This is a genomic window from Cytobacillus sp. FSL R5-0377, assembly GCF_038004385.1.
Taxonomy (GTDB): domain Bacteria; phylum Bacillota; class Bacilli; order Bacillales; family Cytobacillaceae; genus Cytobacillus.
Map to the genome: position 1 here is coordinate 1812581 of NZ_JBBORA010000001.1, position 26486 is coordinate 1839066.

Genomic DNA, 26486 nt, shown 5'->3' on the forward strand with positions numbered 1-26486 from the left:
AATTACCCTTATTCTAGCAAAACGCAGGTGTCATTTCAGCCTCATCCTTTGCCTTCTTAATAGAAAACCACCCTTAAGGATGTCAGTATGCCTGCACTAAGGGTGGCTATTTTATCCTATTTAAACACTTTCATCGGAAGATTCGTCAAGGACTGGCCAGTGGCTGATGATGTTAAATTCTTTTCCAATTCAAACCCTTCCACTGGTTCAATGCCGGAGAACTTTTTCACAAAAGTCTCTAGGGCTATTTTCATTTCCAGGCGTGCCAGAGGGGCACCCAGACAGAAATGCGGGCCATTGCCGAATGTCAGATGCTTTTTATTGTTAGGCCGGTGTATGTTTAATGAAAAAGGATCTTCAAACATTCGATGATCCATGTTACTGGCACTCATCCAGGCAATAACAGCGTCCCCTTCTTTTAACTCAACACCTAATAAATTGTTATCTTTTTTCACAGTACGGTCTCTTCTAGACATATGGAAGCGGAAGCGAAGCATTTCTTCAACTGCGTTCGGCACCAATTCAGGGTCTTTACGCAGTTCTTCATACAGAGACTCATCGTCATATAGCAATGAATAAAACGTATTGGCGATCGCATGACTGGTTGTTTCGACTCCTGCACCTAAAAGCAGCATAGTCACCTGTACAATCTCATCATCGGTAAACTTTTCGCCATCTACCTCAGCTTGAATCAAATCAGAAATAATATCATCCGAAAGATTCGACCTCTTCTGAACCACTATCGGATAGAGATATTGAAAATATTCTTTCGCAGCATTTTGTTTTTGGAGCTCTATGTCTTCCAGTCTTTCTTTATCATAAGGCTGGAACAAAATATCTACCCACTCCTTGAACTGGGTCCTGTCCTGTATCGGCACGCCAAATAAATCGGCAATCACCATACTCGGCAGCGGGGCTGCCAGAGCCTCAACAATATTCACTATCGAATTTTCCTGGATGTTTTCTGTCAGTTCCTGTGCGATCTGCTCAATGCGCGGCTCCCAATCCTTTAAACTGCGGGGAGTAAAAGCTGCCGCTAACAAGGAACGCCCTTTTCGATGATCCGGAGGGTCCACAAGTGTCAGATTGGTTAAAGGCGACGCTTTTTGCTGCTTATCATTGGCGCCAACAAAAATCGTTGTTCTCGGCCCGGCGCTTGAAAAATATTCATAGTTGCCAAGCACCTGTTTCACACCCTCATAGGTAAACACATTCCATGTATTCGTTGGTTCATGATAATAGACCGGTTGATGATGGAGCATATCTTTATACCACTCAATAGGAAAAAACTCTTCTGCACGTGACTGGAAATTAGTAATCTCGTTTACGGGAATAACTTCTTTCAACATACGATTTCTTTTCCTCCTTTAAAATGATGGAGATTCGCCGGGCTGCGCCAAAGTTAGATTTAATAGGCTATTAAATGCCTTCGTTAATTACATTACTCTAATTAGAGTAGTTTAAAAAGAGTATTTCAGGCTAAATATTTCCATATTTTATTTTTGGAGAAAATTTATATGTAGTCCATGTAACCTACAAAACGATTGAAACTTGAGAGATACGCCTGTATGGATGCTGCAGCTAGTTCGATAGGCACCTTTCAGGGAAATTTTGTATTTTAGTGATTAGACATATGGTAAGGTAATACATATAGGGGTGAGTCCCTTTTCAGTAAGGATTTAAAGGAGGCCTCGTCATGATTATCAAGTGGATTCGGCACAGATAATGAACAGGGGCAGGCCAATGCTCCGGGAAGAAACTGATCAGCGATAGGAAGAACAGTGATACGGAGGTAAAATATGAGTGAACAAATAATGAAAATAAATAATGTGGAAATCTGTACAGAGAGCTTTGGGAACCCCAAGAATCCTGCTATTCTTTTGATAATGGGCGCCATGACTTCACTTGACTGGTGGGATGAGGACTTCTGTTTTCGTCTAGCTGAACAGGGGAGATTTGTCATCCGGTACGATCATCGGGATTTGGGAAGGTCGACTACTTATGAACCCGGGACTTCTCATTACACCATAACGGACTTGGCTGATGATGCGGCAGGCGTACTCGATGCTTATCAAATAGACCAGGCACATATTGTCGGCATGTCCATGGGCGGCCTAACTGGCCAGATTCTTGCCTTAAGACATCCGGAACGTGTATTGACGCTGACCCTTATCGCCTCAAGTGTGTTTGGAACTGTGATGGAAAAGCTTCCGCCAATGGACCAAAGCATACTGGATTACCACGCGAAGAGCGCTTCCATCGATTGGTCAGATCGGGATGCGGTTATTTCCTTTCTTGCGGGCGGATGGAAAACATTAGCCGGCTCCAAACCTTTCGAGCATGACAGAATGTATAAGCTGGCAGCAAGAGAAGCCGACCGTGCCAATCATCTCCCGAGCAGATTTAACCATGCCCTGCTGCAAGGCGGAGAAGAATATTATGACAAAACGGCTGCGATTCGCGTACCGGTTCTCATTATCCATGGCACGGAAGATCCGGCCCTCCCATACGGGCACGGACTTGCGCTTAAGAAAGCCATTCCTCATGCAGAACTGGTGACGCTTGAAGGGACTGGACATGAGATTCATAGTGAAGACTGGAACCAGATTATAAATTCTGTTGTTAAGCATAGCTCCTGATTAAAGACTAAGATGTTACTAGAAAGTTCAAAGCCCAGTTTCTCCAATCAAATTAGAAACTGGGCAGCTTTTTTCTTTACAATCATGGCATTAAAAGGAACGGAAAGGACTTGACTGCATCCGAACCCTTTAAGTGTGAATTTTTGAAACCCTTTTATACATTTATTCGTATAAAATATTAGAAAAACCTAAAGAAAGATGGTGTTGCTAAGTGTTCATTAGAATTTTTCACAAATCAAGCCGACCGGCACAAGCAGCTCTAGTTGCAGGTTCTATACTATTATTAATTGGCGGAATAGTTAGTCTTGCTTTCTAAGTTCTAGCCAGACATACTATTCCTTACTAAAATTGTATTTAAATTGAATTACTGCCTTTAACAGTACCATATCACGATATTCAACTACATTTAGACTCCTTTGTAGCGGGGGCGTTAGCAAAAGCTGGCGCCTTTTTTTAATTAGCTGTGAACTAAAAAAAGAAGCAGCTGGAAAACAGATGAAATCCAGTGATTAATCCTTAACTTACACTAAAAAAAGTGCGAGAGCTATGGTCGCACTTTATGATTGGAATTGATTAATTTAAGCTCTTTTTCAGACTTACCTGATTCCGGGCAGAGTGAAAGTAAATCTGCATTAACCGCATAAGTAAATGTATCCTCTGTTTTTAATTCTCTCTTGCCGTTGATAATTAATTTGTCATAATGTAAAGAGATTTTTATAAGATGGGTATACATTTGGTCGTTTTCAGCGGACTTAAGCTGCTTAATCCAAATACGAATTCCTTCTGGTTTTAGCTCTCCCCAGCTGATGGAGTTTGCATTATATTTATGATGATAATAATCGTTTAAGCTATGACGAACCCATACCTGCATTGTGTCATATATAAACATCTTTGCTGCTTGATCCTTCACTTCATATTTTTCTCCTCCTACTGCAGGAACCTTACTAGCCGAGGCATTACCAACGGTTAAGAAAAATATTGCGACAAAAATTAGCACCATTTTATTCATCTCAACACCCCCATAATTAATTATGAATAGGGTTGCCTAATGATATTCTTTAATGTACCTGAAATGGAAGTTAAATTTAGCTGGGTTCCCAACTATCATGCCCAAGCAGAATAAACCTCCCGCAATAATAAAATAAAAAAAGTGCAGGAAATAAGATCTCCATACACTTTTTCACCTTCACCTATTTATTTAATAAAAGCTCTGTTTCCGAAAAAATTTCTTGTAGTATTACCAGCGCTAGCCTTGTGCTATCTATGTTTGCAGAAAGCAATGTGATTATTTTATCTATTTTTATCTTATAGTCTTTTGGCTTGGCATCAAACCCGTCAATCATTCGAACAGCTTTTTTCTCATTGATACAATATTCTTCATTCAGAGCAAATAAGACTTGATTTAGACATGAGATGGATCGATAACAATGACCTGTAACATACGAAATATCATCTTTATCAGCATTAGCTTTTGCAAACATTAATGAAAACGATGCTTCGAACATAAAGTAGCCAATGATTGCATCCTTTAAAGGCTTTGGATATGGCATGGTTTTGGATTTTAGGCTGGCAATTCGATTCCTTTTGTCATCCAGTATTTTGCAGATGGAGACTTCACCCATATACATAACATTTAAATAGGCATGTGGATGTCCTGTATGGTAATGAGTTGAAACGTTACCTAACAAGCATTCATCAATGACCTGCTCCACTCTATTGATATCACGAAATATTAAATCAACGTGATAACCTTGAACAATAATCCATCCGCCACCATTTATCCAAGCACCCCATTCCCCTAAAGATGTAACTAAATTCTCTCTATGTTCATCATCCAGTTTCGCTGCAGCCCTGTTAACATCGCTGACATTAAAACCTGCCGATTCATCATAGTAGATTCCAATGTCAATATCAGAAGTGGCGTGATTAGTCCCTCTTGCTCTGGAGCCGCCTAAAACTGTCCCTACAATGCCAGGTATCCCGTCCAGTTCTTTTATTATTTCAGTTATAATCTTTTGTACAGTCAAAAATTTTCAACTCCTATAGATTTATTTTAATATGGGTCCATACGTTACTTATCCATTAATTCGTCCTCCCTTTCCTTCAGCCTGCCGATCTCAATTATCTTTATTTAATTATAAAATCTAAGCTCTTTCTCACAATGTTATAAATGTATAAATTATCATTTGTGACTTAGGCGTTTCCTATATAACTTTATTGATATAAGGATAATGATATCGAGCAAGCAGAAGCAAAGAATCATCAATCCACTGAAGAGATAAGAACTTGGAAACAACTCCAGAAACTATCCCAACTGACAACGTTTCTATAGATTTGTATGGTGAGGTTGGAAAATATGGACTTGTCCGCGGCACCTTCAGGGTTGAGAATGAGGGGAAACATACATGGTATTTATGGGTTGACCCTGACAAAAAGGAAGAGTTGATTGGTAAAAAAGTAACTATTACAGGGATTAATGAAAAAGATAAAAACGCAGAAATGGACTTAGGTGTAAGTGATATTGCAGAATTATTAACGGATGAAGCAAAAATTATTCCTGACTCTATGAATGCATTGAAATTCGAAAGTACCATAACTCCGCCAAGGGAAGGCAAATGGAAAATAAATACTTTTGTAGATGATACCATATTAGGAACAACTGTTGCTGAAGCTCTACAATAATATTCTTATTATAAATGCCCTTCTTTTTAGAAGGGCTGTTTTTTTTGCTATCCTAAAGTTTGCCCATTTTTAACAAATTACTAGAGATCGCCACTTAGGGACATTAGTATGATATAAAGAAATTTGGTTTTTACCACTGGTTATCATCAACAAACCGCAACAGTTCCTTTGATACAGAAATAACGTCTTCCTCATTAAAAATGATACAAGCTGTGCCCCCACCATATTTCTCGTGTTCAAATTCACCAAGGACTGTAACATATCCCTTTTGAAAAAAATAAATGAGTTCTCCATCGAGTTCTTCAACAGCACTTAAATCATTAAATAAATATGCTTTGCGCGGTTTGTCATAAATCTGCAATGCACTGCCTCCTTGCTCCATGATTAGCAGCTTTACTTGTATAAAAGTACCCGTAAATTTAAGTGAATTTCTTCAAAATCTATTAACTTACCTTATTAATGCACCAAACACCAGTTAATTATTGCACTCAATTTATTATATAATGTTAAAATATTATATTGCTGATTCCTGTGGTCTAATTTTTGTATTTTACTATATTATCGGTAGTTTGCAGCTTATTAAAGAAAATATAGAAAGAGGGATTTTTTATCAAAGAAAAAAATTTGGTTGTTATACATACTGTTTCTTTGTTTGTTTTTATAGCTGTTACCAGCCTTACATATACTCAAGCAGGTTTGGAACTTGACCAAGTCATCACACACTGGTTAATTAAATTCAAAGATACACTTATTGGAAGCAGTATGAAATACATCTCTGTATTAGGTTCGAGTGAGTTTATTTTAATCTGTACACTATTCCTTTTACTTTGCCTCATGTTTAAAAGAGATTGGTATAATAGCTTGTTCTTATGTGCTGTAACATTTGGGGGTATTCTTTTTAACCTTGTGTTGAAAATCGCTTTCCAGAGGGAACGCCCAGAAGATATGCATTCCATTGAAGTTTTTAGCTACTCTCTTGATATTCCATCTTATAGTTTCCCAAGCGGTCACACAATGAGGGCTGTTGTGATGTGCCTCTTTTTAATCTATATTAGTTCCCTTTTATTTAAAAAGGGTTTCACTAGAATGGTATCCTATGTTATCTGCATCACCATTATAATAGCCGTAGCTGCAAGCCGTATTCTCCTTGGATTTCATTTTCCATCCGACACGGTCGCTGCTGTCAGTATTTCAATAGTTTGGTTCACCTTCTGCTTATACTTTTTCCCATTCATAATAGAAATAATAAAACGGCAAAGGGCTTAAAAACCTTTTCCGTTTTTTATTTTGTATAAATAAAGCACGGCACTTTGCTTAAATATCCTGCCTATAGCATTTGAATACTTATCTTATTCTTCACTGTTCACCTATATCCTCTTTTAGAAAACTTCCCGCAGCAGCTAAATTCTTTTACTGGGAATCCATTAATCTTGGAAAATCCACCCTTTTTTCTAATCATTTTCTAATCTGCTTTTCAGAGAATTTTAGTTTTCGGCAGGTACATTATAAGTAATAAAGCTAGGAGGGAAACAAATTGAAGATTGTAATTGTACCATCGGGGTTTAAGGAATGCATGGATGCGGAGGATGTTGCTTTGGCGATGGAAAGAGGAGCTATGCGGTTTAATGAGTCCGCCAAAATCGAAGTAGTACCCATGATTGATGGGGGTGAAGGGTTTGCCAAAACCATCACGCGATTAAAGAGCGGGAAATTAATTTACCTGGAAGCTACCGGGCCTGTAGGCAAAAGAATACATACCTATTTTGGCATGTTCGAAAAGAACGGGAAGCAGACTGCTGTAATTGAGATGGCAGCTGTTGCCGGGCTGAAGCATGTCCCGCAGCTGGAGCGCAATCCTTTGCTGACGACTACTTATGGTGTGGGCGAGTTGATCCTGGCGGCACTTGACCTTCGGGCAGATCGAATTCTAATCGGCTGCGGCGACTCTGGTACATCAGATGGTGGAGCTGGAATGGCTCAGGCACTTGGAGTGAAGTTTATGGATACCAACGGGGAAATTATTGATATTCATGGCGGAGCTGATTTATTGAAGGCAAAGCATATTGATGCCACTGGTATTGATAGGCGGCTTAGTGAAGTGAAAATAGATGCAGCCTGCAACTGGGAGAATGTTTTATGCGGGGAAAGAGGTGTGGCAAGAGTATTTGGACCGCAAAAGGGTGCGAGCCCAGAACAGGCAGGCATATTATCTGACGCTATGGAACATTATGCTGGATTAATAGAAAACACCTTCTCTTTGGATGTCAGATTGATACCTGGAGGCGGGGCCTCAGGCGGGCTAGGGGCAGGTTTGGCAGTATTTGCAGGTGCCTCTCTTCATCCGCGCTTTAGCCTTATTAAGAAATATATTAACATCGAAGAAAAAATTGCAAACGCTGACATTGTGCTAACAGCAGAAGGCAGTATCGATTTCCAGACTCCCCATGGAAAAATACCAACAGAAGTCGCGCGAATTGCCAAGAGATACGGAATCCCCGTTATTGCCATTACCGGAACGATTGGAAAGGGAGCCGAACTAAATTATGAAGCAGGCATCGATGCTTTCTTAAGTATTATTCAAAAGCCAACTTCACTTGAAAAAGCTATTCTCTATGCTCCTGAATGGATTGAAGACAGCACAGAATCTGTGATGAGACAGATTGCCATAGGGCTGATGATTGCCAAAAGGAACCGGGTTAAGGAAGCAGCCGTTTAATATGCAGACAAGAATAGAAAGACATAAACATAGCGGGCCTCTTATGGTACAAGTGGATCGTGTTTTTACACGGACGCTCACCATTATCCTCTTACATGGCCTCTTCCTGCTGGTGACTTTCTCTTTGGAGGGGCTGGACTACAAGGCAAAATTATCACTATTTGCTTTCCTCTCCGCCATGACCCTTTGGATCACAACGAAAATTCCGGCAGGATATGTCGCACTTGCTAGTGTTTGCTTCATTGTTTTCATGAAGGGCGGCAGCCAGGAGCTTCTATTCCATTCCCTCTCCGAAGAAGTAGTATGGCTGATGATTGGGGCCTTTATCATTGGTGAGGCGGTTACACAATCCGGATTAGCTGCCAGACTTGTTGAAATTATTTTAAGGAAAAGCCGGACTGCTGGAAGAATGAAAATGGGGATTATCTCATTTATTTTCGCAACAGCTTTTTTTATCCCCTCCACTTCCGGACGTGCTGCAATGGCAAAACCCATCATCATGCATGTAGGAAGCAGATTATCTCCAGGAGAGAAAAGAGTTTTGGCGGTCACAGTGCCAGTCGTCATACTAATGAGTACATCTGCTGCTTTAATTGGAGCCGGATCTCATATGATTAGCATCGGCCTCCTAGAGAGCGCTTCGGGACAGACCATCTCCTATTTACAATGGATGGTATGGGGTCTGCCATTTGCTCTAATAGTGACAATTTTATCTGTGTTGGTCATAAAATGGCTGATGAGACAGGAAGCAACATCCGCCCACTGGGATACTAAAACAACCGTCGAAGTAACCAAGCCTCTAACCATGGCGGAGAAAAAAACTTTAGTCATTATTGCCTTCCTTTTAGCAGGATGGATGACTGAAAATATCCATGGGTATGATCTTGCGTTTGTAACAGTCCTTGGAGCCATCGTCATGATGCTTCCCAACATAGGTATCATCAGCTGGAAGCAAGGAATTAAATCAGTATCGTGGAACCTTATTCTGTTCGTAGCAGCAGCGACTTCCCTTGGAAAGATACTGGTTGAAACCGGTTTGGTTCAATGGCTGGAGGAAAAGATAACAGGTTTTCTCTTTTTGTTCAGTCAGGCCCCTGACTGGATTATAGTACTGGGCATTTTACTGATCACCTCAACGAGCCATTTATACATTACTTCCCATACTACAAGGGCCATCGTTCTGATTCCAGGGATCATTCTCTTTAGCCAGTCAGCAGGGATTAGTCCCTCTGCTGCCGTCTTTCTAAGTTTAATAGGAATGAATTATTGCATTACCTTTCCTGTCAGTTCAAAAGCACTGCTTCTCTTTTATGAAGATGGAGATTTAAATTATGATGCAGGGTTATTGACTAAGTTAAGTGCAATCCTAATGCCGGTTTACATTATAGTGGCTGTGGTTTTTTATTTTACTTATTGGCAATGGACTGGAATGAGCCTGCATTAATTCAGCTTACATTAATTGGCTAGTTCATTTCCACTGGTGTTTTTCAAAACATCTCAAATGGTCTATAACAAAGCAAAACTCGTCCTGCAACTGACGAGTTTTCTTTGTTAAACTGAAGCCCCCATTACTTTAAATTCTAAAATCAAAAAGTTCCCTTCTAATTTGTCGGTGAAGCTTTATCTTAAATTTTGTTGACTAAATTAGTAGTAACTTGCCTGTCCCCTTAGTGGAATAAAAAAAAGCCGCATAATTCAGCAGCCGGTCATGAACATATGCTCTTGTTATAATAAGCAGCTGTGCTTACTGAGAGTTAATTGTGACTTAAAAATCAATGTCAATCCACTTTCAAATAATGAAAGAAAACACGTTCCCATCTATAAATTAGTAATTTCACCATTACCTATATGTTATAATTCGGCCTTCCGTAACCGGCAATCTTTTGATTAGACAAAGTATAAAACTTCTTGCTAACGCCGCCTCCGTTGGAAATCTCGCTGGAAGCCCCGAAAGTATTGCCTTCGATTGTATATACATATGTGGAATCAACCGCATAAACAATTCCTGTATGACTAACACATTGAATGTTGGAGCCAAAGAAAATTTGATCACCAATTTTCGGGCCGGACGTATAATATTGACCGTTATTTTTAAAATATAGAGCGGAATGTGCGCAGCTAGCCCCACGCTCTCCATGGCACAAAAGCTTCTTCGCTTCTTCTACTCCGTAAGCTTGTACAAAGCACCAGTCAACAAATACGTCGCACCAGGCATATCCTTGTTTTTCACCAATATAAAATCCGCTGATGGCATCTAAATCTCTTGCGTACTTAGTGAAATTATTAACACCAGCATTAGCGGTCTTGTCATCAAGATCCCTGTTACTTGCCTTTTCAAGATAGCCAACTTCTGCTTTGGCTATTTCAATGACAATGGATACATCAGTCACATCCTGCACCTCCTTAAAACGGTAATACAAGCCACTACTTTATTAGATGCGTCAATATAAAACCCAGTTACAGGATACATGGACTAGTACCTATTTTAATCGAAAAATTTTCAACGCCAGTTGAGTATGGCGGCTCGTTAGAACACCAGATGCTTGGAAGAATAGATATAACCAGCTGTAGCAAAAATTGACCTACAGTACTTAATTAATCTAGTAAGAACACAAAAAAAGCAGCTGTATAGGCTGCTTTTTTCGTCCGTAAATAGCTTAAAATTAGTGCTAACTATTTATTATGTCGTTTGTTAACTTCAATCTTTATGAACTCCGGCAAATAGTTGGGAGTACATCCTTTTGATACCTTTTCATCTTTGTAAAGACCCGTTTTCTCGCCAATTTTAATACAGCGTGCACGATTCTTTTCATCATAAACGCCTATCCAGCCTGCGGTGAAATTCATAGCCCATTGTACTTCCGGTTCTTCCTGCGAAATATTAGCTTCTAACGCAGATAGCAAGTCTTCGGTGTTATCAGGCGGTGTTTGTCCAGTCCATCTCAACCGTGCTTGATAATACCAGAAAGCTCGCCTTTGTAGAGTAGAAGGACTAGTTTCCCATGACTCCATCAATGCAACTGTCTTCTTATCTTTATTGAGCTGATTAGCCATTAACCAATCCATTAAGTTATTTCGCTCATCAATCGTGTGAATCTGCATATCCTTATCAAGCTTATCGAGGACATCTTGTGAAAGAAGTTTTTTGTCCATAATTAGGATTGCTAAAAGTCTGGGCAAATACTCTTCGCTTGACCATAGTTCCATAGCTAGTTCGTGATCCTTTTTTATGACCTTCGCGATTTTTCGTAAATCGCCCAGCTTGGTTTTACTATCGATCTGAGATAAGATGTTTTCTGCTTTTGAAGAGCGTTTTATTTCTGCAGCTTTATTTTCGTTCATTTTATACCACTCCTTTTTTAACACTTTTTTAATATGTAGTTGACGTTCTATTTTTTATCTCCAAGTATAGTTCGAAAACTTTACAACTTCAATTAATGCTTTTGAGTTTTTCCCACTCACTTAAGTACATAGCTGGTGAGTTCTCAGGCTCTGAAGGGAGTTTGCAGATAAATTCTAATGAATTCCCATCTGGATCATGAAAATACACCATAGCATGAGATTGATCTGGCATTACAATTGGCTCATCAGGCTTAAATCCGAACTCTTCACGCAGATCAATCCCCCTTTGCTTTAACCATTGCTTTGCATTTTTCAAATCCTCAAGATCCACTTTAAACGCTATATGTCTTAAGGATGGATGGTAATTTATATTAACACTTTGGTCATTTTCCCATAAACCAATCCAGCTATTATTCTCTACTATCCAAAAAAACGCTGTCTTCTCATACCTGATTGCTAACTTTAAGCCTATGCCTTCGTAAAATTCAATTGACTTTTGTAAATGACTAACTGGCAAATGCGCTTCATATAATCCTCTAATCATTTTATATAACCTCCTTACATGAAATTTTACATTTCTATGAGATGATTACCTCCAGGCATAGTTTGATATCCCCTGCAACTTTAGATGTAGGATTAATAGGAATCTCAGTCTGTCCAAAAAAAAAGCTGCCGATTAGCAGCTGATCTTGCACTTAAGCATCCTTTCGTTCAACAGGCAAAGGTTATTTTTGAGCAGGATTTTTTAACCACTCGTCATTCCGCTGAAAATATACTTCACTAGATTCCCTATGGATATGGTAAAGCCATTTCAGGCATATGGATTGGATTAAAATATTGAAGTTCAGCAGTCTCATTATCGATTGGATATAGTTCACCACTCTGCCACTCTGAATAATGCATTCAAACATAAAGACGTTATACTCCACTTGATGACCAGTAGGATATTGATATCGAAAGTCCTCCCCGCCAAATATACCTAATAACTTCTTGGGTAAAACATTTAATCCTGTCTCTTCCCATACGTCTCGAATAACTGCTTCAGCAGGTGCTTCTCCAAGTTCAATGGCACCAGCAGGAAGACTCCACTTTTCACCATTTCCTTTGTATGGTAATAAAATTTCTCGCAAATCGTTTCGAACAATCCCTGCTGCACAGGGCATAAAGATTAGTTCATTCCCTACTTTTTCTCGGAGTTTCTTATAGTAATCTGACATTCCCATTATCTAACCACCTAGAGTTAGTTATTTCTTTATAAATTCTCTCCGGTATATAAAGGACCAGTTTTTTCTTCACCTAAACTTCCCTGAGTAAGCAAATTGCTCTATTACTTTACTAAAGAGTACATCTTTAAGTCTTTATGTTCCCCTTTTACATACATAACTTTTCTGTTTATACCTTCAAATGACATCCCCAACTTTTTCATAACACGCTCTGAACCCTCATTTTCTAAGAAGCATCTTGCCTGAATACGAACTAAGTTCATACTTTCGAACCCAAAAGTGGTGATTGCCTCTGCTGCTTCCGTAATTAACCCTTTGCCCCAGTATTCTTTTGATAAGACATATCCAATTTCAGCACTATTGTGTCTTGGCTGCCACCAAACAAAATGAACTGTTCCAATAAATTTACCGCTTTCTTTGAGCTCTATCCCCCACGGGGCATCATATTGAGGCAAAAAGTTATTTATAAAGTCAATTGTATCTGTTAATGAAGAATGTGTATCCCAGGTTACATATCTTGTTACATCTTCATTCGAGGCATATAAAGACATATCTTCTGCATCATCTAAGGTGATTTTTCTAAGAATGAGACGTTCCGTTTCTATTTTAGGTATATCACCAAATCTTTCTATCATATTCATGAATTCACCGCTTTACAAAATATTACCTGGTGCCCTGGTTAGCAGTCCCGGTTTATTTTATTTCAATAAAAGGAGTATTTTTACCTGCTTAACGCCAGGCTTCCTCTGAACCGCCTATAAGGTAAATTACCAACAAAAAAATAGCGTTAATCCAATCCCACCTGGATAAACGCTGCCTTCTTCTTTATCTGTTCCAACTGTTTTGCAGTTTTCGAATAAAAATAATTTGACCAATATGATAGGCATTATGGGTTGTTGAATTACTCAGAATATGCCACCATTTAGCCTGTTCCGGAAAACCGATTACGTCACTTTCTATTTTATCTGCGGATAATAAACCATCCCATTTTAAAAGTACAGCAAGCAGCGTTCTTTTTAAGTCATGAAAGGTAGTATTTTCCGGAATTTTAAAACTCTCTTTGTTATCTGCAATGGAAGGGACAGCATCCATGCTGGATTTCATATACCTGGTCTGCCAGCATTGATTCCAATATATTAAATGCTGTACAATCTCAGCAATACTGGGACAATTCTCGTTTGGCTTCCAAAATGCCTGTTTTTCTGTTAGATTTTCCACGGATTCTGAAAAAGGCTTATACCAACTGGCATCATTGGCATTCGCCAGAAATTGGTCAGAAAGAAGATCTTTTATGTCAGCTATTGTAATCACTCCTCATAAGTTCTCATTTACCTTTTATATTATTCTATATATTTACTTTGACACCCTTATAGTAAAAAGATACTTTTAAATTTCTTAATATTAGTAAGCCATTCCTATTATTTTTTTGAGTTGTTCCTCATTTTCTTTTATATTCACTTGGATACTTAGATGTTTATTCAGCCTAAGAATTTCTGGTACCATGCTACCCATTGTTTTCATAATTTGATTAGTGTTACGGCCACAATCCCAGCTTTCCAAGAGCGATAATTGCCAGCCTTTCAATTTGCTTCTATTCCCCTCAATTTTAGACCAAACACCGTAGGGGCTATCCAAATGCTGTTCCATCTCCATAAACCAGCCAGAAACAATTAACCAGCGTACTCTATCTAAGTTAGATAAAGCATAATAATTTTCATTCCTCATAACCGCACGGTAAGTTTCGTGTATTAAAGCAAAGAGTTTGCCTCGCCAAAACTCAACTTCCTCCGGTGATGGTTTATACACCTCATGTGAAGAGTCATTAATCACCACACTAATCATGTTATTTGGGTCATAAAGAACTTTATATCCCTTTAACCAAATAGACGGTTTAACCTCCTCAGGCGAATGATACCAGCTATCTACCTTTACAAAAGAATCGTAATGGGTAACTATAACTGGGGAAGAAGGATGGAAGTCTTCATAAAATAAAACATTTCCCCATTTTCCAGCTCTATTACCTTTCTCTTTAATAAAATCCGCTTTCTTTTCAGGAGTGACAACAGTGTGTAAATCAATATCTGAGTAATTGTCAAAGTTCCCTCTCGCCAGTGAACCTGCTAGATAAATAGCCAAAACATTGGAATCTGATGTAAGATCATTTAATGCGTTTTCCAAGAGAACATCCCGATATTTAGGCAGTGATTGATCTCTTTCTAAATGTTTGCTTACAAAGCCCACTCTTCTTTCACCTGCCCCTTTAGCACAAATAGAAAAAAGCTCCTTGATTAGCAGCTGATCTTGAGTATAGGCACCCGTAATTTTAAGTAAATGTATGCATAATAATACTTCTATCTTTACCCATAAACGGATTAAAGGATTATATCAAATATTCTTTGATAGCCAAAGGGCAAAACTGAAGCAACTAAAACACCGATAACTATATAAGATGCTGCTAAAACTCTAAATTTAAGAACGGGTATTTCTTCTCTTTTATAAGCAATACTTAAGACTTTAATCATAAAAAAACAGTAATAAAAATAATCATAGCTGAAAAAAGACTGGTTAAAAATACTGGCATTTTGCGCCTCCCATATAAGACACTCTATTTTCTATATTTACTTTTAAATTCTCCGAGGATGAATTTAATTCCTTTTTTATCACCTTATTCTGTAACAACCTTCTCCTCTCTTGTATTAAAAGAAAAAGCTGCCTTATCGGCAGCTGCTCTTTAATTAGCAACACAAGCAGGAGCAATAAAAAGGTCTAAAAACGTATACTAAGCTTTCTTCTCCCACACTTTAGTATAGAAAGACATAATAACCCAAATAGCAGCCGGAAGTGTGATTGCTCCAATAAGCATATACATTAACATGTTAAATGTATTGCCATTTGCATATAACAAAATAAAAACAGCTATTAAGAAGACCAGAACTGGAATAGTCTTTATAAGAACAACTAATCCATTTTTTTCTTTTACCTTCCATTTGTTCTTGTACGTCGCGATTACAGTCCAAGCTGCCGGAATGGCAATGGCAGTGAAAATAACAGCTATTGCAAACAGTATTGATTGAACTAGAGCGGAGCTTAGCGCTGCTCCAACCCATGCAAGAACTGTTACTAAAATGAACGGGATGGCAAAATAATTCATAGTATGAGCTAAATTTTCATACTTTTCAGCAGATGTGTCACGGTCGCTATAAATCGGTTTTGTATTAGGTTTCGCTCGAAATAAATGAATATCTCCTTCTGAAGCAATATGCGACCATCCAGAAGCTGAAAAAAAGGCAAAGTATTCTTCTTCATCCCCTTTTAATGAACGGTAATCTACACTGTAGATATAATCTGCACTTTCCCCTTTTTTCAAAGTATATCCCATACCTTTAAAACCACTGACATGCCAGCCTTTCAATGAAAAACGGCGTAATTTTTCCATATCCTTATCCTCTGAAAAAGCTAGCCCGCCTGACATGATATACTTTGTTTGTTTCATTCTTCCCCCTCCTTCAGTCCCGATTCTGCTAAGTGAATCATCAGTTTCCTAATCTTCACATCTTCTTCTAATACTTCCCTGCCCTTGTCAGTAAGCAGATACGTCTTTCGCCTTGAATCTGACCCATCATGCAAATAAATCCAGTCTTGATTTAATAATTTTCTAATTATCGTGTACATTGAAGCAGGTCCTATCGTAATTTCTCCTTTTGTTGTTTCCTCAATTAAGCTCATAATGGCGTAGCCATGCCTTGGCTTCGTTAAAGCAGCCATAATGTAAAACATCGAATCCGTTAATTGCTCCTTTTTCTTCAATCCATCACCCTCTATATCTCATTAAGATATATCACTATATGATACATGTATCTAAAAACAATATATCATCATATTATATATATGTCTAGAGTTATATCACATAATGATATATAAAATTTTTGTAATTTGTACTTTATAATTAAAAAAGAGCCCTTAATATGGTTCCCCTCTAAATCTTCAAACACATGATTTTATTTATCAATACAAAAAAGCTGCCTGAACGACAGCGACAGAATTTGTTCGAAAATGAAAGAGATTAGAATAAATATAATGAAAGCAAGAACTAATCAAACTGTAACCGGAATAGCAAGTGAATTCCAATTACTTTAGAGCTTCAACAAAATTGCCTGTTAGTTGAAGATTAAGTCATTGTTTCCTGCGCGTTATCAAGAAGATCCTTATTGTCAAAAGATCTTGATTGTTTTTCGCCTTTTATGGAAGTACAATTTCTCGATTTAGATAGGGGTTCTGCTTTCTGAAAAATCCATTAACATCATTCTTATGAATAAACATGCTTAAATACCCAGTTTTTAAAGGATTGATATGCTTGTTCTTGTAATGGTGCAGGGTAAGACATTAATACAAGCGCAACCGAACTTTGCCCTTTTGCAAGTGCTGGTTGAACATACCCCCACTGACTAAGGCTAAAGCCATTTCGTTCATAAAAATCCGCTCTTCTTTTTTCGATTTCTCCCTCAGGCGGTTCGATTTCAATCACGACAGGTTTTTCATGCTGCATAAGAAATTCTTGAAGAAGCTTCGACCCTAAGCCGCCATTGCGAAAGCTTTCTTTAACTGCAAAATGCTCCAGGAAGATAAAATCAGGTCCTTCCCATGCAGCAAAAAAAGCAGCAAGCTCGTGATCTTTTTCATAAACATATATTTGATAGTTAGGGTGAGAAAGTAATGCACGTTGTGTTTGATAGGGCCTATATTCATCACGAGGGAAGGAGTCTTCCATTAATTGATAGAAGCTTTCAAATTGTTCTTCTTGTAAAATTGTTAGCATTTGATTCACCTTACTGACTTTTTATTTTGTTATTACTCGCGGAACTTCATGGTGATAGATGCATGATGTGCACGATCTACATAACCGTATTTGGTTCGATTGTTTAATTAATAGCAAAAGACATTATTGTAGGATTACCTCATCGCCAACCTTGACTTCACCAAAACGTACAACCTTTGCCCAAACGCCGAATGTTCCATTATGATTATTAACCAGGTGCCGGAGGATTCGATCATCCTCTTTTAAGTCCTCTTGTTGATTATTCACCATTACACACCTTGGAAGCAGAGCAGCCACTCTCAGAATAACATTTGGTCCGACTTTAATTAATCGGTCAATCCAATCATCTTCCAGGTATCCCGGTGCTTCTGTATCAATTAAAAAGTTTGCCCTAAAACGGCGAATGTCTGCCGGCTCTCCTAATTCCTTACTCAACTGACGCAGTGCGGAAGTTGTAATGATACTGATTGGTCCCTCATCAAAATGAGAGATAGACTCTTCTCTTGACAAGGATACTTGAACCCCAAGACACTCAGTCAACTTCTCATTTATGACATGGTTATCAGCTCGATATTCAGTTCCATCAGGCATCTTAATGATTGGAACAGTCCCCTCATATCGAGACTTAAATTGAAATAACCCATCCATCCGCTGAAAGCGGCGTGTTGTCTTCCCGCTGCCGAACTTTCCATTTGTGTTTTTTATTGCCCACAGGCGATCTCCAATAAGACCGCGCTCATCAACTGAAGCTTTCGACAATGGCTCTCCCAGAATTGATTTTACCGGAAAACGGTAAATTTCCTTCAAACTCCCTGCTTTATCATTCAAAGCTTTACCCCCATGTTTCTTTTGAAGTATTTTTTTCTCTTATATTTATTTTATATTCTTCTTCAAGAAACCTGCCTTGTTAGTCAATAATAATTCAAGGGCTTGATCTTTAAAGACTAGCGCATCTTATTGAGCCAATTACTGGTACGATCGGCGCGCCACCATGGTTCAATATTTACACCCTGAAAAAAGAAACCCTCCCTTATTTAAGGGTGAGTTTCAAAGGATTGTTCTCTTATACATACTAAACCAATTGGCAAACTAAACCCAACTCAATTCAGCCTTTATAATAATCGGCAAGAGCCGTGAACGCAGTCTTGGGTTCCCAAGGCATATCCGGGTATGTGCGGCCGAGTCGATCTTCAAGCACCTTTACCACTCCGTAACTAGCCAAGTCGAAGTCTTTGCTGGGATTGCTGCGGTGTGGCAGGTCGTAGCGAGCGAAGGTGTTAACGAATGCAGTGTCTACACCTTCCGTGTTGAAAATGTCCAGCAGTTCACATAAGTATCTGGCTTGTTCCGCCTCATCCCGGGTGTATTCGCCGTTCAGGCGGATTGGCCTGCCGTCCTCCCCCCACTCGACGATCATATCTCCGCGCCCGCCTCTGTCAGCGGCTCCGCAATAAGTGGTGCATCCGAACTCGGTTATCGCGACAGGCTTTCCTTGCGAGACTAAGGCACGGACGCCATCGCTAAAACGCTCTGCGTCTTCTATGGATCGATAGCCCGCATCGGTTGAAATGAAATCAAAAGGTGTCCAGTCGACGCCTTCAAACGGGAGCGATGCATAGCTGATCTTCCCGCCAAACCGCTTACGGACAACTCCCACAGCCTTGTCGAGAAAGGCGTTGATTCGGATAGGGAGCTCTCCAATAACCTCTCGCAGTTTATGTGGCGCAGTCAGAAGCTTAACCCTCTCTTTGAAGGTATCACCTGGAAGAAGGCCGGCAGTAAACAGGCTCAGTTCGGATCCCGTTACAAATACTATTTCAGCACCCTGCTTCCGTAGATGCTCGGCGTGTTCGGCACAGTCTGCGAGGATGGCAAGGAGCTCATCAGCTGTCAGATCACATGTGAACGGACAGAGCCAGATGTCCAGACCGGCGTTAGCAGCATGGTCAGCCGCTAACTTCAATCGTTCTGGATCTCCTCCCGTAATGCGCACTGCTGTACAGTGCAGATCCTCTCGAATAATCCGCATTTCCCGCTGGACAACCTCCGGATCAAACTGTTCACGGGTAGTTATTCCGGCATTAATAAAGCCGGTATCGTAGGTGATTCCTTTTCCCCGCATGATTCTTTCCCTTTCTTATCAAGATCAATGTGTAACTCAGCTTTCTTGATGTAGTCAGCAAGATGTCTATCCAGTCCAAGTCTCTCCCCTATTTCAGGATTCTCTTTATAATAGTGGGCAGCTGCTTTGGTTAAATCGGAATCCCCAAAACTCAACTGATTGAATAATTCAGCCCATTGTTTCACCAATTGTATAACCGTCAGATTCTCAGGCGGTATTCCCTTCTCATATTCACAGCGAATCTTTGCAGTTATTTCTAGCCATTCACTGACCATCTGCTTTCTTTCCTCTAATCCAAGCTGTTTGAACATCTTTTCCTGTTGATCCTGGGTAAAGTATTTATCCTTACTCCTATTGATCACTTCAATTAAGTTTAGGAATTGCTCTGACTCCACTTCCTGCTGACTGTTAAGCAATTCATAAATCCTTTCCAAACGGCTGCACAATTGTTCTTGAATCTGTATTGACTCTCTTACACTTTCCAGCTGTACTTTTATCACTTCGGCCGGATTCAGCTTTGGATTTTCCATCATCCTCTTAATCTCTTCTAAGGCAAAACCCAGCTGCTTAAGTGACATAATTTGCTGCAGCCTGGAAATATCTGTTTCCGTATAGATTCTATGTCCCTTTTCAGAAGACTTCGAAGGAGTAAACAAACCAATTTTGTCATAGTGATGGAGCATTCGTACCGTGAGTCCAGTTTGCTTAGCTAATTCTCCAACTTTCCACGTTTTTTTATCCATTATCAACCCCTCTTTTCATACAATTATTTTCACTGGCAACATTACTATACAACCTGACACCGTGTTAGGTTCAAGTACCCTTTTTAAACTTTTTGGGCAGACGGAACTTAATTTAGTCTTTGTTAAATAGTATTGGTGTTTTTCAGGCAAAAAAATAGAGGAACGTCTGATTTGGGCGTTCCCCTTCTTCTTACCAGTGTACTTGAAGTTTATTGCCATTTGGATCATAAAAGTGGAAAAAGGCATGACCATTATCTTCTTTTATATCCTCCACCTTAACTTGATGATCCCTTAAGTGCTGATGAAATTTAGATAGTTCTGGACTAGTAAAACCAATGCTGAATTCTGGTTCATTATCCAATGTAAAATGGGCAAATGTTTCATCTGGGGTAGGGACTAAGATAAGTAAGAAAGGTCCTTCATTTACTTTTATAATGGCAAGTTCCTTAGTCTTGTTTAGTAACTGGAGCCCTAAAACGTCTCTATACCATTGTGCAGACAGTTCTAAATCTTTTACAGGAATTCTAATATAATGCACTTGTTCAATAAATGAATTACACATAGCTTCTCTCCTTTAGTTAATCCGGTATATTGATACCAGACGCTCCAGCCTCCTGAAATCGCCAGAAGTATCAGTAAAAGATTGCGTTGAGAACTAATCCTGGAGCTGGAGCCAGTAAATATTAAAGATAACGCCAGCACCAAAATTCCGATAGTTAACAGCCCGAAAATAATCGGATGAAAGGCTGAAGAAGATCTAAGAATGGGCATTCACTGAAAAAGGTGCTGCAAATTTAGACTATTTTTCAAGTAACCTTTTTATCGCACACACTACAACTTCCGGTTCATCATTTTGTATATAGTGAGCACTGTTTTCAGCAATTACCAATTCCCCATCTGTAGATATTTCAAGAATCTCTCTCTGCATTTCATTCCATAACTTTTGTGATTCCATAGAATAATGAGCTTTCTTACCCGCTGAAAGAACAATTAATGGTACATTTAGCTTTTGTCTAATGTCTTTTAACTGCTTTAGGCTTTCTACAAATTCGTCATAATTTCCTTCGTATACGAATTGTTTGTTATAGGCTTGTTGAAAATCTAGTGACATTGCAGGGAGAAAGCGCTCTCTATAATCTTCTGGAGTTGAGTCAACCAAGAGCAGGCCATGAACTTCATTTGGATATTCTGCAGCAAACATCCGCATATTTACTCCGCCAAATGAATGACCTACTAATAATAGGGAGGATTAATCCTGGCTTCACTAAGCAGTTCCTTTAATTCCTTTACCATCTCCCGGCTGGTTCTGGGATTAGAGCTTGCTTCACTTTTTCCAAGTCCGGCTCTATCATAAACTAGTACACTGGAGAGCATTGAAATCTCTTTGAATACTGAATTCCAGGCCTTAGAGTAGTCTCCATATCCAGCATCCATTATGACTGTTGGTTTTCCGTTATTTTCCCCTGCCAATCTAGCATACAGTTTACAATTACTTATAGGTATAAGCAATTCCTTCATTCCTCTCATTCTCCAACTATCCATAGCTAAGATATAATTAATAGGGCCCAGGCAGCTAACCTGCCCCGTTTCTATCAAAAAAAGCCACCTGATTCGGCAGCTCGACTTTAACAAAGAATAGGGCCCCGCCAGATTGGGATCAGTCACCTATTTTCAAGGTCTATGAAATTTTTAAGTAGGGCTGCAACCTGGCTGTTGAATGGGAAATTCCCCTGTCTCACCACTTCTTTTAACCTTTCAAGTGCTCTTAAGGCCTCGACCTTTAATTCTTCAGAATACCCATATTTAATACAATTTATTTCAAACTCATCCTCATCAACTACTGTCCAACCTTTATTCTTCTCCTGAATAAAGTCTAAATCTAAATCAACAAAACTTATTTCTTCATTATTAAATAAGGATGGTTTTGCTACATTGCAATAAGCAGATACAACTTTTCCATCTTCAACTTCCATCGCAGCTGTGAACCATTCTTTTAAAGAAAAATACTCTATAGAAGTATTATCAATAGTAAAAACAGTATTTTTGGTATGGTGAATTAATTTGCGGCCTGGTTTACACAGCACAAGTAAATAATCTGAGGTGTGAGAAATTAATTCGCCTTCCCATTCATAGTGAAGAATATTAGGGAATTTAAGGGATTTAATTTTTACAGCTTTGCTCAATATAATCATCCTCAAAAAAAGATTCTAACTATTTCGCATGATAATAGGAGAGTCGCCCAATTGATAGGAGTAAACCTTTTAATTAAAATCCTGAATTTTACATTTATTTCTCAATTTATCATAATAAAAGCTTAATGATAAGGATCGTTTCACAATAGTCAAATAAGAAAAGCCACTTAGATTATTGCTTAAATGATAACCCTTCTTCTTCTAAGGAGGCTCTCATAATAGGCAAGGAAGCTGGCCCAATGCCATGAATTTTTAATATCTCTTTTTCTGTGTAATTTGATAGTTTTTTCAAAGTGTCTATTCCTTGGCCAGTCAGTGCATTCCTTGCAGGAGCACTGAGTTTCGAAAGGAAGCCGCTTTTTGGTTTATTCTCTTTATCACATGTAGGGCAGCTATTACACTCACTGCTTTTATAAAACCTATGTCCCTTTTCACAAACCCTTAAACTTTTATCTGCTTTCAAAATCATTCCTCCAATCATATTCTATTCCGGTGTTATCTATTATGAATTGTATATTAATTATACAAACTCGACAAAAGCATGAATATAAAAAAAGATCGGCTTGAAATGGACAGCCGATCCTTGATATTTTTCATATTGTTGCTGCTGCAGCGTATTTCTCTTCTAATGTCTTTTTTAGGTAGGCAGCTAATTCGAGCATGCCGTACATTCCGGCTTTCTCTTCCGCCTCAGAGTTGTAGTTTGTATTTGTATTTATATCATACGTAAATATGTCACCTTCAGCATTTCTGATAAATTCAATGCCGGCTACTTGAATACCATTCCTGGCCAAAACCTCTTTGTATCTATCCAATATTTCATCCTCAAAATCTTCAATGACCTGAAATTTAGGCTTCTCTTCTGCTTCTTCTCCTGCAGGACAGAATAAATCGCCAATCTGGCAGGCGTCAGCTGGACAAAGTTCGAATCCTTCGGAAGTATCAACCCTGACTGCATAAACAAAGCGGCCTCCAACAAATTCACAGCGCGTGATATAGCTCTCTGGAGATTGAATATATTCCTGAATAAGCGTAATGCCATCGACCGGTTCTTCGAAGGAAGGGCCTTCCACATAAGTCTTCAGGGCTTCAATACTATGGAATAATTGAACACCCAGACCTTTGCCGGCACGATTATGCTTTGTGATAAACGGATGTCCGGCAAATGCTTCAGCTGCCTTAAGGATTTTTTGTTTTCCAACCGCCGCAATTGTCTTTGGCGTCCTCACACCCGATTTATTCAACTCCAAGTATTGTAAAACCTTACTCACTTCCAGCTTTAAAGCACCCGTTCCATTAATCACTGTACGCCCATGCGCTTCAAGCCAAGCCAATACTTGTCCGGTTAATTCAGCCGCAAAACGGTGATCACGGGTATGTGAAGATGCGCTCATCCGACTATAGAAGATACCTTCCGGGGGTTCTGCCGATAAATCCAGCGTTCCTTCGTCTAAATGCCATTCCTCATAAGGAACACCCAGTTCCTCTAATCTTTTTGACAGATGGACTGTCCACTCACTATTTTCATGTATAACATATACTTTGCTCATGATTCAGACTCCTTTCTGGCTCTTAATTTTGTTCTTCTATTTTTTAAACATCTACTTTTCGTATCATTTAAGTAGGATTTACAGGTTTGAAAAAACTCTCCATCACTAATAGGAGAGTTTTTTAACCCTATTCTCATATGTCAAGCGCTGCTCCTGATGCTGAAGCTTCAAAGGGCAGTCCCTCCCCCTCTCTGAATAAGAAGAAAGACTATTAAGCTCATAAATTATTTAAAGCGATAATAATTTAAATAGATCAAATTGTCAATTGAATATTCCTGAGCTCGAAATATTTTCACTTAGATTTATTTCTGCTCTAATGCAGAAAAATCTTCAATTTCTTCAACAGCCAGCTCTAACGCTTTTATTCTCCTTTTCAAAAGTGTCCTTTGAGGACTTCCCTTCTTTAACCTTGGCATAAGCGTTCTCTAGTGAAGGCATTAACCCATTAAGAACATGGCGGGCTTCTGCTAAATCCTCATCGGTATAAGGATGGGTCTCTGATTCCACACTTTCTCGAGGACAGCTAAGCCGATGCAGCATGCTTAATACGCTTTTCTGCCAAAGTAGTGTTAGAATCTTTCGCAGTCATCTGAGTCAGGGCCTTTTCTAGTTTTACTGATTGTCGATTTGAAGGATTTAATGGATTCCAATTTAATTGCATTGGATACGTTTTCCATGTTACAGGCTGTCCTCTCTTCCTCTTTTTAATATGGTTATATAGTATTTATGACACGGCTATTTTTTCTTTTAGACAGTATTGCACCAAGCAAATACTCAGCGTCCTTCCCTACTCCGCAAATCAGCGCCGATCCGCGCTGGTATTGCCAGGGCAAGCCTAGATAGTATAGCCCCTCTATTTCAGTCATTCCCCTCTTATGCAGCGGTTTTCCATCAGTAGAGACAGCACCTTTTATGTGAATCCAGTTATAGGAAGGAATGAAGCCTGTAGACCAGATGATATTTTCAAATTTCCTCCGTGACCCATCTTCAAATAGAACTTCTTTATCGATGACCTTTAAAACCTTAGGTTTAACATCAATCTCCCTATTTTTAATGAGCATTTTTAGCTCTTTACCAAAAATCGGGTCCTTCTGTTTTTGAAACCAGCTGCCCTTCATCGTATCTTTTCCTGCAAACAGCAGTCCGAGTTTATCCAGCCAGTAAAAAATGCTTTTTCCGAAAAATGTTAAAGGCAAAAACTTTAAGCGATGACCTACTGCTATTGTAACCTTCCTGTCTTTGGCTAATTCTGCAGCAATTTGCGCACCCGAATTGCCCCCGCCAACAACCAATATCTCTTCGCCTGGTATTTCCTGTGGTGAGCGATATTCCGAGGAATGAAGCTGAAAAGGATTCATCCCCTTTATCACCTCTTTAGGAATAAATGGTTTCTGAAATGCACCAGAAGCAATGATGACTTGTTGAGCTTGAATCTTCCCTCTGCTGGTTTCTAACATAAATGAGCCTCCTGGCACCTTGCTTAACTTACTTACATTCGTATTCAGCATGACTTGAAGATCAAAATGCTTCACATAGTCATTCAGATATTTCGCCATGTCATTCTTCGTTGGAAAGTCTTCTGATGGTCCTCTCATTTGCAATCCGGGCAGACTGCTATATTGGCGTGGAGTAAATAAAACAAGGGAATGGTATCTTTGTCTCCAGGAGTCCCCCACATCAGCGTTTTTTTCAATTATCACAAAGGAAACCTTTTCTTTTTTCAAAAAATATCCCATCGCTAATCCTGCCTGGCCACCGCCAATAATAGCAGCTTCATAGCTTTTCATTATCATCTCTCCCAGCACAACATTCAAACATACATTTGAATATTATTATACATAATAACCAAAAAAAGGAACACGAAATTCCACAAAAAAAGCCGCCCAGTGGCAGCCCGACAGCGGTTTTCTTTATGTTAATTGCATCGTGGTAATGCAGGTAGGATCATTCTTAAAAGTTGAAATTTCCGATTCTGCTGCTTTTCCATCATGCTTAATCTTTATTTGATAGGTTCTATCTCTTGGAAGCCACAGATCGAAAAACCCATTAGCCTGGGATTTAACTTTATCGTTCAAAATTACATTGCCTTTTGAATCCTCAATATATACCTCAAACTCTTTTTCAGCCAGTTCACCTTGACAACCTGTCAAGTTATGATTCGTTCAAGGGTGGGTTTCATTAGCATAAGGGGCAATCGATACGAAAAATTCATCTTTTGGCAGATCATAGGCTAATTCCTCGCCATCCGTTTCTTTAACCATCAGCTGCTCTGAAGTAATGGAGGCAGACCCGCCCTTTATGTTTCCGGCACTGTAATCATTCACTAATGTTTTGATGTTATCAGTTATTAAAGCAGCATCATCCTTGGAATCTGCTTGTCCACAGCCAGCTAATGCAATAGAAATTAGTGAAGCGGCGAGAACTAATCTGATCTTCATTGTTTTCACATCCTTCTTCAATC

Annotated in this window: 27 protein-coding genes and 3 pseudogenes; 5 read left to right on the forward strand and 25 right to left on the reverse strand. The window is 39.1% G+C overall.

Annotated features, from left to right (window positions below; translation table 11 throughout):
* Positions 1-116: 116 nt before the first annotated feature.
* A complete protein-coding gene (locus NSQ49_RS09150; RefSeq protein WP_251283498.1) occupies positions 117-1349 on the reverse strand; it encodes a cytochrome P450 in 1233 nt (410 codons plus the stop codon).
* 450 nt (positions 1350-1799) lie between these two features.
* Here NSQ49_RS09150 and NSQ49_RS09155 point away from each other — a divergent pair, with 450 nt between their 5' ends.
* Complete coding sequence (locus NSQ49_RS09155) at positions 1800-2639, forward strand: alpha/beta fold hydrolase (protein ID WP_251283499.1); 840 nt, start codon at positions 1800-1802, stop codon at positions 2637-2639.
* 544 nt (positions 2640-3183) lie between these two features.
* Here the strand turns inward: NSQ49_RS09155 and NSQ49_RS09160 are convergent.
* Together NSQ49_RS09160 and NSQ49_RS09165 are read right to left on the reverse strand one after the other, a co-directional pair.
* On the reverse strand, positions 3184-3648 hold the full coding sequence (locus NSQ49_RS09160; protein WP_159862266.1) for a hypothetical protein: 465 nt from the start codon (positions 3646-3648) through the stop codon (positions 3184-3186).
* 181 nt (positions 3649-3829) lie between these two features.
* Positions 3830-4666 (reverse strand): nucleotidyltransferase domain-containing protein, encoded by an 837-nt coding sequence (locus NSQ49_RS09165; RefSeq protein ID WP_251283500.1) that lies wholly within the window; start codon positions 4664-4666, stop codon positions 3830-3832.
* Positions 4667-4925: 259 nt separating this feature from the next.
* Here NSQ49_RS09165 and NSQ49_RS09170 point away from each other — a divergent pair, with 259 nt between their 5' ends.
* Positions 4926-5321: a hypothetical protein gene (locus tag NSQ49_RS09170; protein ID WP_251283501.1), complete on the forward strand. Its 396-nt coding sequence runs from the start codon at positions 4926-4928 to the stop codon at positions 5319-5321.
* 130 nt (positions 5322-5451) lie between these two features.
* On the opposite strand, the gene NSQ49_RS09175 is transcribed toward NSQ49_RS09170, so the two are convergent.
* Positions 5452-5682: a hypothetical protein gene (locus NSQ49_RS09175; RefSeq protein WP_159862269.1), complete on the reverse strand. Its 231-nt coding sequence runs from the start codon at positions 5680-5682 to the stop codon at positions 5452-5454.
* Positions 5683-6155: 473 nt separating this feature from the next.
* On the opposite strand from NSQ49_RS09175, the gene NSQ49_RS26725 reads away from it, so the two are divergent.
* The 3 genes from NSQ49_RS26725 (at position 6156) to NSQ49_RS09185 (ending at position 9481) form a co-directional block, all read left to right on the forward strand.
* Positions 6156-6587, forward strand: coding sequence for a phosphatase PAP2 family protein (locus NSQ49_RS26725; RefSeq protein ID WP_445662638.1), 432 nt, complete (start codon positions 6156-6158; stop codon positions 6585-6587).
* Between the two features lie 268 nt (positions 6588-6855).
* Positions 6856-8037, forward strand: a complete 1182-nt coding sequence (locus tag NSQ49_RS09180; protein ID WP_251283503.1) for a glycerate kinase family protein — start codon at positions 6856-6858, stop codon at positions 8035-8037.
* A 43-nt stretch (positions 8038-8080) separates the two neighbouring features.
* Positions 8081-9481, forward strand: a complete 1401-nt coding sequence (locus NSQ49_RS09185) for an SLC13 family permease (protein WP_341070686.1) — start codon at positions 8081-8083, stop codon at positions 9479-9481.
* Between the two features lie 400 nt (positions 9482-9881).
* Here NSQ49_RS09185 and NSQ49_RS09190 read toward each other — a convergent pair whose 3' ends face one another.
* The 21 genes and pseudogenes from NSQ49_RS09190 to NSQ49_RS09290 all read right to left on the reverse strand — a co-directional run bounded on the left by NSQ49_RS09190 (position 9882) and on the right by NSQ49_RS09290 (position 26463).
* Positions 9882-10427 (reverse strand): CHAP domain-containing protein, encoded by a 546-nt coding sequence (locus tag NSQ49_RS09190; RefSeq protein WP_251283506.1) that lies wholly within the window; start codon positions 10425-10427, stop codon positions 9882-9884.
* Positions 10428-10710: 283 nt separating this feature from the next.
* Positions 10711-11379, reverse strand: a complete 669-nt coding sequence (locus NSQ49_RS09195) for a DNA alkylation repair protein (RefSeq protein WP_251283507.1) — start codon at positions 11377-11379, stop codon at positions 10711-10713.
* 88 nt (positions 11380-11467) lie between these two features.
* Complete coding sequence (locus NSQ49_RS09200) at positions 11468-11923, reverse strand: VOC family protein (RefSeq protein WP_251283508.1); 456 nt, start codon at positions 11921-11923, stop codon at positions 11468-11470.
* Positions 11924-12168: 245 nt separating this feature from the next.
* Positions 12169-12602 (reverse strand): annotated as a pseudogene (locus tag NSQ49_RS09205) (NUDIX domain-containing protein).
* 104 nt (positions 12603-12706) lie between these two features.
* Positions 12707-13243 (reverse strand): GNAT family N-acetyltransferase, encoded by a 537-nt coding sequence (locus NSQ49_RS09210; RefSeq protein ID WP_251283509.1) that lies wholly within the window; start codon positions 13241-13243, stop codon positions 12707-12709.
* Positions 13244-13427: 184 nt separating this feature from the next.
* The gene (locus NSQ49_RS09215; protein WP_159862445.1) at positions 13428-13904 is read right to left on the reverse strand and encodes a DinB family protein; all 477 of its coding nucleotides are present in this window, start codon (positions 13902-13904) and stop codon (positions 13428-13430) included.
* A gap of 99 nt (positions 13905-14003) precedes the next feature.
* On the reverse strand, positions 14004-14843 hold the full coding sequence (locus tag NSQ49_RS09220) for an aminoglycoside 6-adenylyltransferase (RefSeq protein WP_251283510.1): 840 nt from the start codon (positions 14841-14843) through the stop codon (positions 14004-14006).
* Positions 14844-15381: 538 nt separating this feature from the next.
* Complete coding sequence (locus tag NSQ49_RS09225; RefSeq protein ID WP_159862278.1) at positions 15382-16095, reverse strand: DUF2812 domain-containing protein; 714 nt, start codon at positions 16093-16095, stop codon at positions 15382-15384.
* Positions 16092-16409: a PadR family transcriptional regulator gene (locus NSQ49_RS09230; protein WP_159862279.1), complete on the reverse strand. Its 318-nt coding sequence runs from the start codon at positions 16407-16409 to the stop codon at positions 16092-16094. Before NSQ49_RS09230 ends, NSQ49_RS09225 begins: the two co-directional genes overlap by 4 nt.
* 499 nt (positions 16410-16908) lie before the next feature.
* Positions 16909-17418, reverse strand: a complete 510-nt coding sequence (locus NSQ49_RS09235; protein ID WP_159862280.1) for a GNAT family N-acetyltransferase — start codon at positions 17416-17418, stop codon at positions 16909-16911.
* Between the two features lie 123 nt (positions 17419-17541).
* Positions 17542-18246 (reverse strand): MOSC domain-containing protein, encoded by a 705-nt coding sequence (locus NSQ49_RS09240; RefSeq protein WP_251283512.1) that lies wholly within the window; start codon positions 18244-18246, stop codon positions 17542-17544.
* Between the two features lie 277 nt (positions 18247-18523).
* The gene (locus NSQ49_RS09245) at positions 18524-19540 is read right to left on the reverse strand and encodes a hypothetical protein (protein WP_159862282.1); all 1017 of its coding nucleotides are present in this window, start codon (positions 19538-19540) and stop codon (positions 18524-18526) included.
* On the reverse strand, positions 19489-20283 hold the full coding sequence (locus NSQ49_RS09250; RefSeq protein WP_236566114.1) for a MerR family transcriptional regulator: 795 nt from the start codon (positions 20281-20283) through the stop codon (positions 19489-19491). Before NSQ49_RS09250 ends, NSQ49_RS09245 begins: the two co-directional genes overlap by 52 nt.
* Positions 20284-20473: 190 nt before the next feature.
* Complete coding sequence (locus NSQ49_RS09255; RefSeq protein ID WP_159862284.1) at positions 20474-20845, reverse strand: VOC family protein; 372 nt, start codon at positions 20843-20845, stop codon at positions 20474-20476.
* Positions 20846-21082: 237 nt separating this feature from the next.
* Positions 21083-21810 (reverse strand): annotated as a pseudogene (locus NSQ49_RS09260) (alpha/beta fold hydrolase).
* A 134-nt stretch (positions 21811-21944) separates the two neighbouring features.
* A complete protein-coding gene (locus NSQ49_RS09265) occupies positions 21945-22466 on the reverse strand; it encodes a DUF402 domain-containing protein (RefSeq protein WP_251283513.1) in 522 nt (173 codons plus the stop codon).
* Between the two features lie 181 nt (positions 22467-22647).
* Positions 22648-22944: an RNA polymerase alpha subunit C-terminal domain-containing protein gene (locus tag NSQ49_RS09270; RefSeq protein ID WP_396398451.1), complete on the reverse strand. Its 297-nt coding sequence runs from the start codon at positions 22942-22944 to the stop codon at positions 22648-22650.
* Positions 22945-23068: 124 nt separating this feature from the next.
* Positions 23069-24025: an ATP-grasp domain-containing protein gene (locus NSQ49_RS09275; protein ID WP_159862287.1), complete on the reverse strand. Its 957-nt coding sequence runs from the start codon at positions 24023-24025 to the stop codon at positions 23069-23071.
* A 302-nt stretch (positions 24026-24327) separates the two neighbouring features.
* A pseudogene (locus tag NSQ49_RS09280) lies at positions 24328-24702 on the reverse strand (hypothetical protein).
* A 36-nt stretch (positions 24703-24738) separates the two neighbouring features.
* The gene (locus NSQ49_RS09285; protein ID WP_251283514.1) at positions 24739-25812 is read right to left on the reverse strand and encodes a flavin-containing monooxygenase; all 1074 of its coding nucleotides are present in this window, start codon (positions 25810-25812) and stop codon (positions 24739-24741) included.
* 123 nt (positions 25813-25935) lie between these two features.
* The gene (locus NSQ49_RS09290; RefSeq protein ID WP_251283515.1) at positions 25936-26463 is read right to left on the reverse strand and encodes a CueP family metal-binding protein; all 528 of its coding nucleotides are present in this window, start codon (positions 26461-26463) and stop codon (positions 25936-25938) included.
* Positions 26464-26486: the final 23 nt, after the last annotated feature.

What these genes read in the sequence shown, in the direction of transcription:
- NSQ49_RS09235 (WP_159862280.1), bottom strand. Translation starts at nt 17,418, where the DNA reads ATGCTAACAATTTTACAAGAAGAACAATTTGAAAGCTTCTATCAATTA.
- NSQ49_RS09275 (WP_159862287.1), bottom strand. Translation starts at nt 24,025, where the DNA reads ATGAGCAAAGTATATGTTATACATGAAAATAGTGAGTGGACAGTCCAT.
- NSQ49_RS09160 (WP_159862266.1), bottom strand. Translation starts at nt 3,648, where the DNA reads ATGAATAAAATGGTGCTAATTTTTGTCGCAATATTTTTCTTAACCGTT.
- NSQ49_RS09155 (WP_251283499.1), top strand. Translation starts at nt 1,800, where the DNA reads ATGAGTGAACAAATAATGAAAATAAATAATGTGGAAATCTGTACAGAG.
- NSQ49_RS09250 (WP_236566114.1), bottom strand. Translation starts at nt 20,283, where the DNA reads ATGGATAAAAAAACGTGGAAAGTTGGAGAATTAGCTAAGCAAACTGGA.
- NSQ49_RS09210 (WP_251283509.1), bottom strand. Translation starts at nt 13,243, where the DNA reads ATGAATATGATAGAAAGATTTGGTGATATACCTAAAATAGAAACGGAA.
- NSQ49_RS09195 (WP_251283507.1), bottom strand. Translation starts at nt 11,379, where the DNA reads ATGAACGAAAATAAAGCTGCAGAAATAAAACGCTCTTCAAAAGCAGAA.
- NSQ49_RS09255 (WP_159862284.1), bottom strand. Translation starts at nt 20,845, where the DNA reads ATGTGTAATTCATTTATTGAACAAGTGCATTATATTAGAATTCCTGTA.
- NSQ49_RS09200 (WP_251283508.1), bottom strand. Translation starts at nt 11,923, where the DNA reads ATGATTAGAGGATTATATGAAGCGCATTTGCCAGTTAGTCATTTACAA.
- NSQ49_RS09245 (WP_159862282.1), bottom strand. Translation starts at nt 19,540, where the DNA reads ATGCGGGGAAAAGGAATCACCTACGATACCGGCTTTATTAATGCCGGA.
- NSQ49_RS09270 (WP_396398451.1), bottom strand. Translation starts at nt 22,944, where the DNA reads ATGATTTTGAAAGCAGATAAAAGTTTAAGGGTTTGTGAAAAGGGACAT.
- NSQ49_RS09185 (WP_341070686.1), top strand. Translation starts at nt 8,081, where the DNA reads ATGGTACAAGTGGATCGTGTTTTTACACGGACGCTCACCATTATCCTC.
- NSQ49_RS09150 (WP_251283498.1), bottom strand. Translation starts at nt 1,349, where the DNA reads ATGTTGAAAGAAGTTATTCCCGTAAACGAGATTACTAATTTCCAGTCA.
- NSQ49_RS09285 (WP_251283514.1), bottom strand. Translation starts at nt 25,812, where the DNA reads ATGAAAAGCTATGAAGCTGCTATTATTGGCGGTGGCCAGGCAGGATTA.
- NSQ49_RS26725 (WP_445662638.1), top strand. Translation starts at nt 6,156, where the DNA reads ATGTTTAAAAGAGATTGGTATAATAGCTTGTTCTTATGTGCTGTAACA.
- NSQ49_RS09225 (WP_159862278.1), bottom strand. Translation starts at nt 16,095, where the DNA reads ATGAAACAAACAAAGTATATCATGTCAGGCGGGCTAGCTTTTTCAGAG.